The sequence below is a fragment of the Streptomyces sp. NBC_00016 genome, from assembly GCF_045040885.1.
Lineage (GTDB): Bacteria > Actinomycetota > Actinomycetes > Streptomycetales > Streptomycetaceae > Streptomyces > Streptomyces coriariae.
In genome coordinates this window covers 2,862,516-2,876,550 of sequence record NZ_CP108304.1, presented here as the reverse complement: position 1 = coordinate 2,876,550, position 14,035 = coordinate 2,862,516, and the positions used below count along the sequence as shown (strand labels likewise).

General features: G+C 71.1%; 9 protein-coding genes. 6 read left to right on the top strand and 3 right to left on the bottom strand.

Translation table 11 applies throughout. The annotated features are described in order from the left end of the window. Window positions 1-61: 61 nt before the first annotated feature. Window positions 62-1,573, top strand: coding sequence for a M1 family metallopeptidase (locus OG933_RS12555; protein WP_405627104.1), 1,512 nt, complete (start codon window positions 62-64; stop codon window positions 1,571-1,573). Between the two features lie 135 nt (window positions 1,574-1,708). Next, on the top strand, window positions 1,709-3,202 hold the full coding sequence (hflX, locus tag OG933_RS12550) for a GTPase HflX (protein ID WP_230194448.1): 1,494 nt from the start codon (window positions 1,709-1,711) through the stop codon (window positions 3,200-3,202). 75 nt (window positions 3,203-3,277) lie between these two features. On the opposite strand, the gene OG933_RS12545 is transcribed toward hflX, so the two are convergent. Continuing rightward, entirely contained in the window at window positions 3,278-4,477 is a 1,200-nt protein-coding gene (locus OG933_RS12545; RefSeq protein WP_405627102.1) for a hypothetical protein, read from the bottom strand. A 210-nt stretch (window positions 4,478-4,687) separates the two neighbouring features. Further along, window positions 4,688-5,911, bottom strand: a complete 1,224-nt coding sequence (locus OG933_RS12540; protein WP_362273521.1) for a hypothetical protein — start codon at window positions 5,909-5,911, stop codon at window positions 4,688-4,690. 372 nt (window positions 5,912-6,283) lie between these two features. On the opposite strand from OG933_RS12540, the gene OG933_RS12535 reads away from it, so the two are divergent. The 4 genes from OG933_RS12535 to OG933_RS12520 all read left to right on the top strand — a co-directional run bounded on the left by OG933_RS12535 (window position 6,284) and on the right by OG933_RS12520 (window position 12,985). Then, a complete protein-coding gene (locus OG933_RS12535; RefSeq protein ID WP_405627100.1) occupies window positions 6,284-8,035 on the top strand; it encodes a diaminobutyrate--2-oxoglutarate transaminase family protein in 1,752 nt (583 codons plus the stop codon). A 157-nt stretch (window positions 8,036-8,192) separates the two neighbouring features. Continuing rightward, window positions 8,193-10,133, top strand: a complete 1,941-nt coding sequence (locus OG933_RS12530; RefSeq protein ID WP_405627098.1) for an IucA/IucC family protein — start codon at window positions 8,193-8,195, stop codon at window positions 10,131-10,133. A 28-nt stretch (window positions 10,134-10,161) separates the two neighbouring features. After that, window positions 10,162-10,836 carry a GNAT family N-acetyltransferase gene (locus OG933_RS12525; RefSeq protein ID WP_405633363.1) on the top strand — a complete coding sequence of 225 codons (675 nt, stop codon included), beginning with the start codon at window positions 10,162-10,164 and terminating at the stop codon, window positions 10,834-10,836. 172 nt (window positions 10,837-11,008) lie between these two features. Then, window positions 11,009-12,985, top strand: a complete 1,977-nt coding sequence (locus OG933_RS12520) for an ATP-dependent DNA helicase (RefSeq protein WP_054243674.1) — start codon at window positions 11,009-11,011, stop codon at window positions 12,983-12,985. Window positions 12,986-13,141: 156 nt separating this feature from the next. Here the strand turns inward: OG933_RS12520 and lexA are convergent, their stop codons facing one another. Then, window positions 13,142-13,921, bottom strand: coding sequence for a transcriptional repressor LexA (gene lexA, locus OG933_RS12515; RefSeq protein WP_028806029.1), 780 nt, complete (start codon window positions 13,919-13,921; stop codon window positions 13,142-13,144). Window positions 13,922-14,035: the final 114 nt, after the last annotated feature.

Below are 14,035 nucleotides of genomic sequence, written 5' to 3'. Positions count from 1 at the left end.
TTCGAGTGGGCCGGGCGCGCGTCGCCGACGTCACGGACGTGTGCGCTGGTAGCGGTGGTGCATGCTGCTCACCCCTCGCGCCCGGCTGAAATCCGCGCTCCTCGCCTCGGCCGTATCCGTCTGCCTCGTCGCCGCGAGCGCCCCGGAGGTCCCGCTCGGCGTCGGCGACCGCCTCTTCCCTTACCTGGGCAACCCCGGGTACGACGTCGCCTCGTACGACCTTGCCTTCACCTATCCCGGAACCAACACCAAGCCCCTCCAGGCGGTCACCACCATCGACGCGTGGACCACCACCGCCCTGGACCGGATCAACCTCGACTTCGCCCAGGGCAAGGTCGAATCGGTCGAGGTCGACGGCGCACCCGCCACGTTCAGCAGCGCCGGCGACGATCTGGTGGTCACCCCGGAGGACTCGCTGCCGGCCGGCAGCTGGACGCGGATCACCGTGCGGCACACCAGCGATCCCGTGAGCACCGGCGGCCGGGACGGCGGCTGGGTACGGACCGCGGACGGCCTCGCCATGGCCAACCAGGCGGACGCCGCGCACCTGGTCTTCCCGTGCAACGACCACCCCTCCGACAAGGCGATGTTCACCGTCCGGATCACCGCTCCCAACGGCTACACGGCCGTCGCGGGCGGGCTGCCGACCGGGGTCGAGCGGGCCGGCGAGACCACCACCTGGACCTATCGCACCCAGCACCCCATGGCCACCGAGCTCGCCCAGGTGTCCATCGGCCGCTCCACGGTCGTGCACCGCGAGGGGCCGCACGCACTGCCCGTACGGGACGTCGTGCCCACGAAGGACCGCGAACTCCTCGAACCGTGGCTGAAGAAGACCCCCGACCAGATCGCCTGGATGGAGCGCAAGGTCGGCCCCTACCCCTTCGAGACCTACGGCCTGCTCATGGCGGAGGCCTCCACCGGGTTCGAACTCGAGACACAGACCCTGTCCCTCTTCGAGCGAGACCTCTTCACGGAGCCCGGCTACCCCAAGTGGTACGTCGAGTCGATCATGGTGCACGAGCTGTCCCACCAGTGGTTCGGTGACAGCGTCAGCCCGCGCACCTGGTCCGACCTGTGGCTGAACGAGGGACACGCCACCTGGTACGAGGCGCTGTACGCCGAGGAGAAGGCGGGACGCACCCTGGAGGCGCGGATGAAGGCGGCGTACGGCGCCTCCGACCGCTGGCGCACCACGGGCGGCCCGCCGGCGCAGCCCAAGGCCCCCAACCCCGGCCAGAAGATCAGCATCTTCCGGCCCAACGTCTACGACGGCGCGGCCCTCGTCCTCTACGCCCTGCGCCAGGAGATCGGCCGCACCGCGTTCGAGCACCTGGAGCGGGCGTGGGTCCACAACCACCGGGACTCCACGGCGACCACGGCCGACTTCGAGCGCCTCGCCCAGGAGATCTCCGGACGCGATCTGGCCCGGTTCTTCAAGGACTGGCTGTACGGCGAGAAGACCCCGCCGATGCCCGGCCACCCGGACTGGAAACCGGCGCTGCCGCTCGCCAAGGGCGAGCCGAAGGCCGTACCGAAGGTCGCCCCACCGGCAGCGCGGGCCGCGAAATAAGGCCGTGACGAGACGGGCCGTACCGTGCGACCATCGTGAGGTCGGTGCAGCGCGGGACACGGGAATCTCCCGGTGCCCTCGCGCGTTGACCACCATGAAGGCAGCCGTACCGGCATCCAACGACGTAAGGACCCAATGACCTCCTCTTCTTCCCCTTCCCAGGACACCCAGCGCGTCACGAACGCCTACCCCGAAGGTCTCCGGGCCGATGCCCTGATGGAAGAGGACGTCGCCTGGAGCCACGAGATCGACGGAGACCGGGACGGCGACCAGTTCGACCGCTCCGAGCGCGCGGCCCTGCGCCGCGTCGCGGGCCTCTCCACCGAACTCGAGGACGTCACCGAGGTCGAGTACCGCCAGCTCCGCCTGGAGCGGGTCGTGCTCGTCGGTGTGTGGACCACGGGAACCGCACAGGACGCCGACAACTCCCTCGCGGAGCTGGCCGCCCTCGCGGAGACGGCGGGCGCGCTGGTGCTCGACGGCGTCATCCAGCGCCGTGACAAGCCCGACGCGGCCACCTACATCGGCTCCGGCAAGGCCCAGGAGCTGCGCGACATCGTGCTCGAGACGGGCGCGGACACCGTCATCTGCGACGGTGAGCTCAGCCCGGGCCAGCTGATCCACCTCGAGGACGTCGTCAAGGTCAAGGTGATCGACCGCACGGCCCTGATCCTGGACATCTTCGCCCAGCACGCCAAGTCCCGAGAGGGCAAGGCGCAGGTCGCGCTCGCGCAGATGCAGTACATGCTGCCGAGGCTGCGCGGCTGGGGTCAGTCGCTGTCCCGGCAGATGGGCGGCGGCAAGGGCGGCGGCCTCGCCACCCGTGGCCCCGGTGAGACCAAGATCGAGACGGACCGGCGCCGGATCCGCGAGAAGATGGCGAAGATGCGCCGTGAGATCGCGGAGATGAAGACCGGCCGCGAGATCAAGCGCCAGGAGCGCAAGCGCCACAAGGTGCCGTCCGTCGCCATCGCGGGCTACACCAACGCCGGCAAGTCGTCGCTGCTCAACCGCCTCACGGGCGCGGGCGTCCTGGTCGAGAACGCCCTGTTCGCGACCCTGGACCCGACCGTGCGCCGGGCGGAGACGCCGAGCGGCCGCCTGTACACGCTGGCGGACACGGTCGGCTTCGTCCGGCACCTGCCGCACCACCTGGTCGAGGCGTTCCGCTCCACTATGGAGGAGGTCGGCGAGTCCGACCTGATCCTGCACGTGGTGGACGGCTCGCACCCGAACCCGGAGGAGCAACTGGCCGCCGTACGCGAGGTGGTCCGGGACGTCGGCGCCACCGGCGTGCCCGAGATCGTCGTGATCAACAAGGCGGACGCGGCCGACCCGCTGACGCTCCAGCGGCTCATGCGGATCGAGAAGCGCTCCATCGCGGTCTCGGCCCGTACCGGCCAGGGCATCGACGAGCTGCTCGCGCTGATCGACAACGAGCTGCCGCGGCCGTCGGTCGAGGTGGAGGCGCTCGTGCCGTACACCCACGGTGGCCTGGTCGCCCGCGCCCACACCGAGGGCGAGGTGATCTCCGCGGAGCACACGGCGGAGGGCACCCTGCTGAAGGTGCGGGTGCACGAGGAGCTGGCGGCGGACCTCGCGCCGTACGTACCGGCTCCGCTCGGCTGAGCCGTCGCGGCCCGCGTCACGCCCGAAGGCCCGCCCCCTGCGTCGAGCAGGGGGCGGGCCTTCGGCGTGTTCGGCTCACCGACCGCCGTACGTCTTGCTCATGTTCTGGTAGAGCGCCTCGGCCTCCCGGCCGAGCTGGGGTCCCGCCAGCCAGCTGTTGTCGGCCGGGCCGATCGAGGTGTTGGAGACCAGCTCGGTCGTACCGTCCACCACCCGGAACCAGCCGCCGCCGGACGAACCGCCGGTCATCGTGCAGCCGATGCGGTACATCGTCGGCAGCGACGGGTCGAGTGAGAACCGCCCCGGCCGGTCGAGGCACTTGAACATCTTCAGCCCGTTGTAGGGCGGTGCCGCCGGGTAGCCCCAGGCGCCCATCGAGGCGACCTCGGTCGCGGACGGCGCGGAGAAGTCCACGTCCAGCGCCGCGCCGACCGTCTCCTCCAGCGACTTGGAGCCCTGCTCCGGGGTCACGTGCAGCACGGCGTAGTCGTACGCGGCTCCCGCGCCGCCGGTGTCCGAGCCGCCGGCGATCCACTCGTTCGACGTCGACGCCCAGTCGGCCCACCAGTTGCCGTAGGGGGCGATCTCCGAAGCCGTGGCGTCGCCGAGCCGGGCCTGCGTCTTGCCGAGGTCGTTGTAGGCCGGGACGAAGACGAGGTTGCGGTACCAGCCGCCGTCGCCCCCAGCGTGCACACAGTGCCCGGCCGTCCACACGAGGTTGGACCTGCCCGGGTGGTTCACGTCCTTGACGACCGTGCCGGAGCAGACCATCGTGCCCTCGGGCGAGTCGAAGAAGACCTTGCCGACCGGTGCCGCGTTCTCGTGGTACGGAGTCTTCTCGGCCTCCGCCTTCACGGCCGTCGGATCAGGGTCGCTGACTCCCTGGTCGGCGGCGGCGTCCTTGGTGGTGACGGTCTTGTTCGCCTCCTTCGCGGACTGCATCCGCTCGGGCTTCCACAACCCCTCGATCACCGGATTGACGAAGTCCTTGGCCGCGCTGAGCCACTTGTCCTTGTCCCAGTCCTGCCAGCCGCCGTCGGCCCACTTGTCGACGTCGACGCCGTGCTTCTCGAGCTTGTCGGCGATGTCGGCCGGGACCTTAACCTTGCCGTCGCCGGAGCCGGCGGCCGTCCCGGAGGCGGTGGCGTCGGCCTTGGTGTCGTCGGAGCTGCTGCACGCGGTCGCCGTCAGAGCCAGGGCGGTGACGAGCCCGGCCGCGAGCAGGGTGCGCCGTCGGCCGTGTGGGCGCGCGACGGGCGTACGTGTGAAACGCATGGTGCGATGTCCCCCGTTGAAGCGTGTGAAGGTGAAGCGTGTTGATCGTTGAACGTCGGAGCCGACCTGGAGTGTCATGAGCCTGACAGGCGCAGTGTCGGGTCGACGCCGCGCTCACTCACAGGCAACACCCCATCATGCCCGGGGAATTCGGGACGAACGGCGGTGGGACGGTGAAGGTTCCCGTCAGGCGTCCCACCGCCGATCAAGCTACTGACCGGCGAACTTGTCGCTCACCGAGTCGTACACGCCCTTGGCCACATCACCCAGCCGCGGCCCCGCGAGCCACCCCGCGTTCACCGGGCCGATCGAGGTGTTGGACACCAGCGCGGGCTTCCCGTCCGAGCCCGCCGCGACCCAGCCGCCGCCCGACGAACCGCCGGTCATCGTGCAGCCGATGCGGTACATCGTCGGGTCCGAGGAACTCAGCGAGAACCGTCCCGGCTTGTCCTGGCACTGGTAGAGCTTCTGCCCGTCGTACGGTGCCGCCGCCGGGTAGCCGGTCGCGGTGATGCTGCTCACCTTCGGCACCGCCGGGGCGTTGAAGTTCACCGGGAGCGCCGAACCGACCGTCTCCTCCAGGGACTTGCCCGTACCGCCCTCCTCCGGCGTCACATGGATGACGGCGTAGTCGTACGAGGCACCGTCACCGCCGGTCTGCCCGCCCTGCGCGATCCACTGGTCGGACGTCTTCGTCCAGTCGCCCCACCAGACCCCGTAGGGAGCCACCTGCTCCTTGGTGGCCGTCTCCAACTGCTCGGCCGACATGCCCGAATCGTTGTACGACGGCACGAACGCGATGTTGCGGTACCAGCCGCCGCCCTTGCCGGCGTGCACACAGTGGCCGGCCGTCCACACCAGGTTGGACTTTCCGGGGTGAGCGGGGTCCTTCACGACCGTCGCCGAGCAGACCATCGTGCCCTCCGGGGAGTCGAAGAGCACCTTGCCCGCCTCGGCGGCGTTCTCGTGGTACGAGGGCGAGACGGCCTTCGCGTCCACCTCCTGCGGCGTCGGATCGGTCACGCCCTGGTCGCCGGAGAGGTCGTTCTCGTCGACACTCCGGTCCGGGTCCTCGGCCTCCCGCATCCGGTCCGGGTCCCACAGCCCCTCGATGATCGGGTTGACGTAGTCCTGCGCCTCACGCAGCCAGTCGTCCTTGTCCCAATTCTTCCAGGCGCCGTTCTTCCACTTGTCGAGGTCGATCCCGTGCTCTTTGAGCCTGTCCTTGATGTCGTCCGGGATCGTGATCTTGCCGTCGCTGCCGGTCGACGCCGTCGCGCCGGCCTGGTTGTCCGCGTTGGTGTCGCCCGAATCACAGGCGGTCGCGGTGAGCGCGAGCACCGAGGCGAGGGCCACGGCGCCCAGTACGGGGGAGGTTCTGCGGCGCGCGTTCCTCCCCCGCCGAGCGGTGAACGACGGCCGTATGGATCGCATGATCTGACTCCCCCTGCTGTCAACGAACTTGAGGTACCGGCCGCCCCGCCGAGTGGAACTCATGGTGATCTCACACCGAGTTCAGGCGGGTCTCACGGCCATGTGTGATGCCACCACACGATATGCGGTCGCCGCGGGGGACTCCCGACCGAATGGCAACTGTTCCGCCACAGACCGCAGACGGAACCGGCCAGGAAGGGGCCTGCGGTGGGCGATGCGGGGCCGCGGTGGAGGATGCGGGGCCGCGCCGGCGCCGACGTGGGCCCGGTCATTCTCGTAACGACCCGTAACCGGCACGGCCGTCCGGTGTTGGTAGCGATGAGGGCTGTTGTGTGTGCTCGCCCTTCGACGGGCGGGAGGACAGGGGGACGCGTGGCCGTGACCGAGCCAGTACCCGAGGAGGCCCCCTCGGGGCGTGCCACCGGAACTCGCCCCGACGGAGCCACGGACGCCGGATCGCCCGTCGCCGCACCTTCCACCGCGGGAGCCCTCGTCGCCGGAACGGCCGCCGCGGGGAGCCGGACGGACGGCCGGCCCGCGCACGAGGGGATCCTGCGGCGTCAGTCGGCTCGCGAGTCCGCGGCGCGCACCTATGCGCGTGCCCTGCCGATCGTGCCGGTCCGGGCGCGCGGGCTGACCATCGAGGGCGCGGACGGCCGCCGATACCTCGACTGTCTCTCGGGCGCCGGAACCCTCGCGCTCGGCCACAACCATCCCGTCGTGCTGGAGGCCATCCGCAAGGTCCTCGACTCGGGGGCACCCCTGCACGTCCTCGATCTCGCCACCCCGGTCAAGGACGCCTTCGTCACCGAACTGTTCCGGACACTGCCGCCCGGTCTCGCCGACCACGCGCGTGTGCAGTTCTGCGGACCGGCCGGTACGGACGCCGTGGAGGCCGCACTCAAGCTGGTCCGGGCCGCCACCGGCCGCTCCGGTGTCCTGGCCTTCACCGGGGCGTACCACGGGATGACCGCAGGATCCCTCGAAGCCTCCGGGGGCGCCTTCGACGTGCGGGTGGCGCGGCTGCCCTATCCGCAGGACTACCGCTGTCCCTTCGGTATCGGCGGCGAGCACGGCGCCGAACTCGCCGCCCGCTGGACCGAGTCCGTCCTCGACGATCCCAAGTCGGGGGTGCGGCAGCCCGCCGGGATGATCCTCGAACCGGTCCAGGGCGAGGGCGGTGTGATTCCCGCGCCGGACGGGTGGATGCGGCGTATGCGGCAGATCACGGCCGAGCGGTCGATCCCGCTGATCGCCGACGAGGTCCAGACGGGCGTGGGCCGGACCGGCGCCTTCTGGGCGGTGGAGCACAGCGGGGTCGTCCCCGACGTGATGGTCCTGTCCAAGGCCATCGGAGGCAGCCTGCCGCTCGCCGTCGTCGTCTACCGTGACGCCCTCGACGTCTGGCAACCCGGAGCCCACGCGGGCACGTTCCGCGGCAACCAACTCGCCATGGCCGCCGGTACGGCCACCCTCGCCTACGTCCGCGAGAACCGTCTCGCCGAACACGCGGCCACCCTGGGCGGCCGCATGCTGGGCCAACTCCGCCTCCTCGCGCAGGAGTTCCCGTGCATGGGGGAGGTGCGGGGGCGCGGGCTGATGATCGGGGTCGAGATGGTGGACCCCGAGGGCGGAAGCGGATCCGGCGCGATCGGCGCACCGCAGGCCGTCGCGCGGACCGGTGACGAGCCCGGCGCGCCGGCCGACGGTGTCCGGGCCCATGACGCCACGCCCCGCCGGACGCCGCCTTCGGCTCCCGGGCGCGCCCCCTACCCCGCTGCCCCCGCACTGGCCGCCGCCGTCCGACGGGAGTGCCTGCGCCGGGGCCTGATCGTCGAACTCGGCGGGCGTCACGCCAGCGTCGTACGGCTGCTTCCGCCCTTGACGATCACCGACGAGCAGGCCGCCGCGGTGCTCGACCGGCTGTCGGACGCGATGGCGGCGGTGTCCCGCAGTCACCTCCGCGGTGCGGGCCCGAGGGTGCCCGATCAGCCGAACCATCAGCCCGAGCGCCCACACCGGCCGGAGCACCGACCGCAGCATCGGCCCCAGCCACTGAACCGGCCGGGCCGGCCGCCGGGGCCGGACCGGCGCCAGGACGGTCATGCCGGGTGGCCGGGGTAGCCCCGGGCGACCGTCGGCACACCCCCGGGCCCGCGGACGCCTGGGGCATCGGTGCCGACCCCTCCATCGGTGTGCGTCGCCCACGCGACCCGCGGGCGCGCGGGCTCCGCACCACCGCCTGCTGCCGGCCGACTCCACCACTTCACGAGGAACGACCTTGACCACCTCCTCCCGCCAGTCCACCTCCCGTACGTCCCCCGTCCCCCACCAGCAGGGCGACGCCGTCCACGTGGCAGCGCCGAGCCGCGCCGCCGATCTCCTGGACCACCCCGATCCGCACACCGCGGCCGACGCGGCTGCCGTGGAGAACCTGCTGCGCTGCTGGGTGCGCGAGACGGACTTGCCCGCACCCCATGACGGCGTCCTGCGCGTGCCGCTGCCCGCCAGTGGCATCACCTTGCTCGCCCCCGTCCACTACTGGTCGCCGACCGGCTGGCACCGCTTCGGCCTCCCGCGCCTGGCCGACGCACCCGAGCACTCCCCGCCCGCGGACGCCGTCACGGTCGCGGCCCTGCTGGTCCGCGAGACGCTCCGGGAGCGCGGCCCGTCCGACGAAACCGCCGAAGCCGTGGCAGCGGCCCACGCGGGCGCCCTCCCGGTGGAGCGCGCCACCGCTGCCGAGCCGACGCCCTGTCCCGCGCACACGAACAGGAGCAGCGGCGAAGGCATCGACCTCGTCGCCCGCGTCGCCGACTCCGTCCGTCGCACCGCGGTGTTCATCGCCGAACGCCGGAAACGCCCCGACGACCGACCCGACCTGTTCCTGACCGCCGAACAGGCACTGCTGCTCGGGCATCCGCTGCACCCGACGCCGAAGAGCCGGGAAGGCCTCTCGGAGGGCGAAGCGCGTCTCTACTCACCGGAGTCGTGTGGCTCCTTCCCTCTTCGCTGGCTCGCTGTCGCTCCTTCCGTGCTCGCCACCGACTCCGCCTGGACCGAAGGCGGCCGTCCCGTCCCCGCCGCCCGGTTGACGGCCCGACTCGGCGGCGCCGGGCTGCCGTTGCCGACCGGGTTCGCCGCCCTGCCGGTGCACCCCTGGCAACTGCGCGAGACCCGGCACCGCCCCGAGGTCGAGGCCCTGTTCGACGCCGGACTCCTCCAGGACCTGGGCGCCCATGGCCCTTCGTGGCATCCGACCTCCTCCGTACGCACCGTGTATCGGCCCGGAGCCCCCGCGATGCTCAAACTGTCGGTCGGTCTGCGTATCACCAACTCCCGTCGTGAGAACCTCCGCAAAGAACTCCACCGTGGTGTCGAGGTGCACCGGCTTCTGCGCGCGGGCCTGGCCCAGCAGTGGCAGGCTGCCCACCCGGACTTCGACATCGTCCGAGATCCGGCCTGGCTCGCGGTCGACGGTGCCGACGGCCTCCCGCTGACCGGTCTCGACGTGATGATCCGCCACAACCCGTTCGCCCCGGAGGACGACGTCTCCTGCATCGCCGGTCTCGTCGCACCCCGGCCGGACACGGCTTGCGCCCGCCGCTCCCGGCTGACCGTGATCGTCGGGCAGCTCGCCGCACGCACGGGCCGGCCGCTGTCGGCTGTCGCCGCCGAGTGGTTCCTGCGCTACCTGGAGCAGGTCGTCCGCCCCGTCCTGTGGCTCGACGGTGAGGCAGGGATCGCCCTGGAGGCGCATCAGCAGAACACGCTCCTCCTCCTGGACCCCGACGGCTGGCCCGCCGGCGGCCGCTACCGCGACAACCAGGGCTACTACTTCCGCGAGTCCAGCCGCGCGGAACTCGAGGCCCGGCTGCCCGGCATCGGCGAACACAGCGACACCTTCGTGTCCGACGACGTCACCGACGAGCGCTTCGCCTACTACCTGGGCATCAACAACGTGCTCGGACTCATCGGCGCGTTCGGTTCCCAGCGGCTCGCCGACGAGCGACTGCTGCTCGCCGCCTTCCGGCGCTTTCTCGCCGACGCCGCCTCCGGCCCTCGCCGGCTGCCCGGCTCGCTGCCCGCCCGACTGCTCGACTCGCCCCGCCTGCGCTGCAAGGCCAATCTGTTGACCCGATTGCACGGCCTCGACGAACTCGTCGGTCCCGTGGACACCCAGTCCGTCTACGTCACCATCGCCAACCCCCTGTGCTCCTGAGCCGTCGCTTCACCGGCCACCCCGCCCCCTGCCCATCTCCGAGGAACACGTCCCGCCCGACCTGCCGAGAGGAGCTGCCGTGGCTCCCGTCGAGACAGCCTCCGACAGCCGCCGTACCCTTCCCGCTGCCTCCGACCTGCTCGACAGCGTCGGCCTCTGGGGGCCCGCCGCCACCCCGGCGGGTGCGTTCCACCTGGTCCCCGTACAGGTCGAGAGGGATCTCCCGCTCGTCTGCCGGTGGATGAACGACCCCGTCGTCGCGGCGTTCTGGGAACTGGCGGGACCCGAATCGAGGACGGCGCGACACCTGCGCCGTCAACTCGACGACGACGGGCGCAGCATCCCCTGCCTCGGGGTGCTGGAGGGCCGGCCCATGAGCTACTGGGAGATCTACCGGGCGGACCTCGACCCGCTGGCGTGCCACTACCCGGCCCGACCGCACGACACCGGCGTCCACCTGCTCATCGGCGGCGGCGCCGACCGCGGGCGAGGCCTTGGCAGCCGTCTGCTCAAAGCCGTGGCCGGCCTGATCCTCGACAGGAGGCCCGCTTGCGCCCGCGTCGTCGCCGAACCCGACCTTCGCAACATTCCGTCCATCGCCACCTTCCTGAGCGCGGGATTCCGGTTCCTCGCAGAGGTCGACCTGCCCACCAAGCGGGCCGCCCTCATGGTGCGGGACCGGGTCTCGAGTGATCCGTCATGACGCTGAGTGATCGCGCCGTCACATCTGGAACGCCCGTGGCGGCATATCGGTTCCCGCCCCCGCCGAAGCCCGGCTTCCCCACCCCCACCGAGAAACCCACCGTCTTGATCCCTCCCCTCCCGTCCGCCTTGACCACACGTTTGTCAGTGCCGCGCCGTAGGGTGGTCGCGCTATGACGAAGCCCTCACTCCCCGAACTCCTGCACGCTGCCGTCACCGCTGTCGGCGGCACGGAGCGCCCCGGCCAGGTGACCATGGCCGAAGCCGTCGCCGAGGCGATCGACGACGGATCCCATCTGCTGGTCCAGGCCGGTACCGGTACCGGTAAGTCGCTCGGCTACCTCGTGCCCGCACTCGCGCACGGGGAGCGCGTCGTGGTCGCGACCGCCACGCTGGCCCTCCAGCGTCAGCTCGTGGAGCGGGACCTGCCGCGTACGGTCGACGCGCTGCACCCGTTGCTGCGCCGTCGCCCGGAGTTCGCGATGCTCAAGGGCAGATCGAACTACCTGTGCCTGCACCGACTCCATGAAGGCGTCCCGCAGGACGAGGAGGAGGGCCTCTTCGACCAGTTCGAGGCGGCCGCACCCACCAGCAAGCTGGGCCAGGACCTGCTCCGGCTGCGGGACTGGTCGGACGAGACCGAGTCCGGTGACCGGGACGACCTCACGCCGGGTGTCTCGGACCGGGCCTGGGCGCAGGTGTCGGTGTCCTCCCGGGAGTGCCTCGGAGCCACGAAGTGCGCCTACGGGGCCGAGTGCTTCGCGGAGATGGCCCGCGAGCGCGCCAAGCTCGCCGAGGTCGTCGTCACCAACCACGCGCTGCTGGCCATCGACGCCATCGAGGGTGCGCCGGTCCTTCCGCAGCACGAGGTGCTGATCGTCGACGAGGCGCACGAGCTGGTCTCGCGGGTCACCGGTGTGGCCACCGGCGAGCTCACTCCCGGCCAGGTCAACCGGGCCGTACGCCGGGCGGCGAAGCTGGTCAACGAGAAGGCGGCCGACCAGCTGCAGACCGCCGCCGAGGGCTTCGAGCGGCTCATGGAACTGGCGCTGCCCGGCCGCCTGGAGGAGGTCCCGGAGGACCTCGGGTATGCCCTCATGGCACTGCGCGACGCCGCGCGGACCGTCATCTCGGGAATCGGCGCGACCCGCGACAAGTCCGTCCAGGACGAGGACGCGGTCCGCAAGCAGGCCCTGGCGTCCGTGGAGAGCGTGCACGACGTGGCGGAGCGGATCGTCAACGGCTCCGAGTACGACGTCGTCTGGTACGAGCGGCACGACCGTTTCGGCGCCTCCGTGCGCGTCGCGCCCATGTCCGTGTCGGGCCTGCTGCGGGAGAAGCTCTTCGCCGACCGCTCCGTGACCCTGGCCTCGGCGACCCTGAAACTGGGCGGGGACTTCAACGGTGTGGGCGCCTCGATGGGACTGGCGCCGGAGGGCACCGAGGGTGAGGACATCCCGCAGTGGAAGGGCATCGACGTGGGGTCGCCCTTCGACTACCCCAAGCAGGGCATCCTCTACGTGGCCAAACACCTGTCGCGTCCCGCGCGGGACGGCGACCGCGGCGACATGCTCGATGAACTGACCGAGCTGATCCAGGCGGCCGGCGGGCGCACGCTCGGCCTGTTCTCCTCGATGCGGGCCGCGCAGCTCGCCGCCGAGGAACTGCGCACGCGTGTCCCCGAGTTCCCGATCCTCCTCCAGGGCGAGGAGACGCTCGGTGAGCTGATCAAGAACTTCGCGGCGGATCCGCAGACCTGCCTCTTCGGCACACTGTCGCTCTGGCAGGGCGTCGACGTCCCCGGTCCCAGCTGCCAGCTGGTCGTCATGGACAAGATCCCGTTCCCGCGCCCGGACGATCCCCTGATGAGCGCCCGCCAGAAAGCGGTGGAGGATTCCGGCGGCAACGGCTTCATGGCGGTCGCGGCCACCCATGCGGCGCTGCTGATGGCCCAGGGTGCGGGACGACTCGTGCGGGCGTCGGGGGACCGTGGTGTGGTCGCCGTACTGGACCAGCGGCTGGCGACGGCCCGCTACGGGAGCTACCTGAAGGCGTCCCTGCCGGACTTCTGGTACACGACGGACCGCAATCAGGTCCGCAGGTCCCTCGCGGCGATCGACGCGGTGGCCAAGCAGGCGGAGGCACAGTGAAGGAGGGGCCGTCCCGCTCCGGGACGGCCCCTCCTTCACGGCTGATCAGGTTCACGGCTGAGCTGATCGGGCACAGCACAGGGCCCCGGAACCGGCGCAGGGATCCCGGGGCCCAGTTTCAGGGGGCGGACGGAGGCGTCCCGTCCACCGCCGTACTCAGACGCGGCGGAGTACGGCCACCACCTTGCCGAGGATGGTCGCGTCGTCACCCGGGATCGGCTCGTAGGCCGCGTTGTGCGGGAGGAGCCACACATGGCCGTCCTCGCGCTTGAAGCGCTTGACGGTTGCTTCGCCGTCCAGCATCGCCGCCACGATGTCGCCGTTCTCGGCGACGGGCTGACGGCGGACGGTGACCCAGTCGCCGTCGCAGATCGCGGCCTCGATCATCGAGTCACCCACGACCTTCAGGACGAACAGCTCGCCGTCACCCACCAACTGCCGCGGGAGGGGGAAGACGTCTTCGACCGACTCCTCGGCGAGGATCGGGCCACCGGCGGCGATGCGTCCGACCAGCGGGACGTACGACGCGGCGGGCTTGCCGGCGGTGTCCGTGGGTTGCACGGAGCTGGCCTGGTCGGAACCTCGCACCTCGTAGGCGCGCGGCCGGTGCGGGTCGCGGCGCAGGAAGCCCTTCCGCTCCAGTGCCATCAGCTGGTGGGCGACCGAGGACGTGCTGGACAGGCCGACCGCCTGACCGATCTCCCGCATGGACGGCGGGTAGCCGCGCCGCTGTACGGAGTCCCTGATGACCTCGATCACTCGGCGCTGCCGGTCGGTGAGCCCCGAGCTGTCGGCGCGGATGCCTGGAGGTCGCCCAGGCAGAGAGCGCTTGTGTCCCTCGGGATTCATGGCTTCGTTCATCGCATGCACCGGCTCGAGTCGGCCCTGGGAGCGGTCCTGGGCAGTGATGGTGGCACTGTCTGCGGTGGTGGTCACGTCGGCCCCTCTCGATTGTCTCCCTGCTGGACAACGGTAGTTGCTTTCGAAAGGTTGCGCCAAACACACGTTCGAGTGAAAAAGCGTGGATAGCCTGACTTGATCATGTGTCTG